Genomic DNA, 231 nt, shown 5'->3' with positions numbered 1-231 from the left:
CGGTCAGCAAGGTACGCACGCGCGCGATGTCGCGGCGCACGTTACGCAGCTGGCTGGTGTTGGCAAGCTGCTGCGTGGCCTTCTGCATACGCAGACCGAATTGCGCCTTCAGCAGGCTTTCGAGCTCTTTGCCGAGCTCGGCGGCGTCTTTCGAACGGAGTTCGCTGGCTTTCATGTCTTAGTACTCCTTAAGCACCGATATGACGCGCGACGAACGTGGTCGAAATCGGC

Annotated in this window: 1 protein-coding gene; it reads right to left on the bottom strand. The window is 60.2% G+C overall.

All coding sequences use genetic code 11. The features are described 5' to 3' along the window. The coding region (gene rpmC / locus SB751_RS35800; RefSeq protein ID WP_410749706.1) for a 50S ribosomal protein L29 at window positions 1-175 on the bottom strand (175 nt) is incomplete at its 3' end. Window positions 176-231 lie beyond the last annotated feature (56 nt).

It is taken from the genome of Cupriavidus sp. SIMBA_020 (assembly GCF_046535395.1).
GTDB classification, from domain to species: Bacteria; Pseudomonadota; Gammaproteobacteria; order Burkholderiales; family Burkholderiaceae; genus Cupriavidus; species Cupriavidus campinensis.
The sequence above is the reverse complement of the archived record's forward strand: the minus strand, read 5'-3'. Positions and strand labels throughout refer to the sequence as shown.